The sequence below is a fragment of the Rhodovulum viride genome (genome assembly GCF_003265965.1).
GTDB classification, from domain to species: Bacteria; Pseudomonadota; Alphaproteobacteria; order Rhodobacterales; family Rhodobacteraceae; genus Rhodovulum; species Rhodovulum kholense.
Window position 1 is genome coordinate 1 of record NZ_MUAV01000131.1, and the last position, 818, is coordinate 818.

1 protein-coding gene is annotated in these 818 nt (G+C 72.7%); it reads left to right on the forward strand.

Going from position 1 to position 818, the window contains the following annotated elements:
• Window positions 1-67 precede the first annotated feature (67 nt).
• Window positions 68-818, forward strand: a 751-nt coding sequence (locus BYZ73_RS21415; RefSeq protein ID WP_146746404.1) for a phage portal protein, incomplete at its 3' end; no start/stop codon positions are given.

Below are 818 nucleotides of genomic sequence, written 5' to 3' on the forward strand. Positions count from 1 at the left end.
CGATCATGGCGCTGGGACGCGCCGAGGCCGAGGCGGGCAAACGCAAGGCACGGGACGTGGCAACGGTATGATCGGACTTCCTTTCCTCACGCGCGGCCGGAAGGCCGACGCCCCCCGGCGCGAACCGCCGGTCAGCGCGGCCATGGCTGCGGTCGAGCCTTCCGGCACCCGCGATCCGTCGCCCTGGCTCAATGATCTCTGGGCGGGCGGGCAATCCCGGGTCCGCTCGCTGCCGGTGGTGACACCGCTGGCGGCCCAACGTCATGCCACGGTCTTCGCCTGCTGCAACGTGATCGCGGGCGATCTGGCCAAGGTGCCGCTCAGGCTCTACCAGCGGACGGGCGCCAGCCGGGCCGAACCGGTCGCGGATCATGCCGCAACCTACCTCCTGAACACGGAATCCGCCCCGGGCGTGGCCGCGAAGGTGGCCCGCTTTGCCCTCGTCTATGCCTTCGCGCTGCGCGGCCGGGCCTATGCCTATGCGCCCCGCGACGGGGCGGGCGAGCTGACGCTGCTGGAGGTGATCCGCCCCGATCTCTGCGCCGAGCTCCGCGACGGCCGGGCGCGCTTCTATGCCTTCGAGGACGGGGCGGGCATCCAGCGCCGGGCGCCGTCGCGGGCCATGGTGCATCTGCGCTACATGGCCGAGGACGGCTGGACCGGCCGCAGCCCGCTCCAGGTCGCGGCCGAATCCGTGGGCCTGGCGCTCGCCGGTCAGGAGGCCGCGGCCCGCGCCGCCTCGGGCGTGCAGATGCGCGCGGTCCTGAAGATGGAGGATGTCTACGAGGACGATGAGGCCTGGCACCGCAATGCCCGCC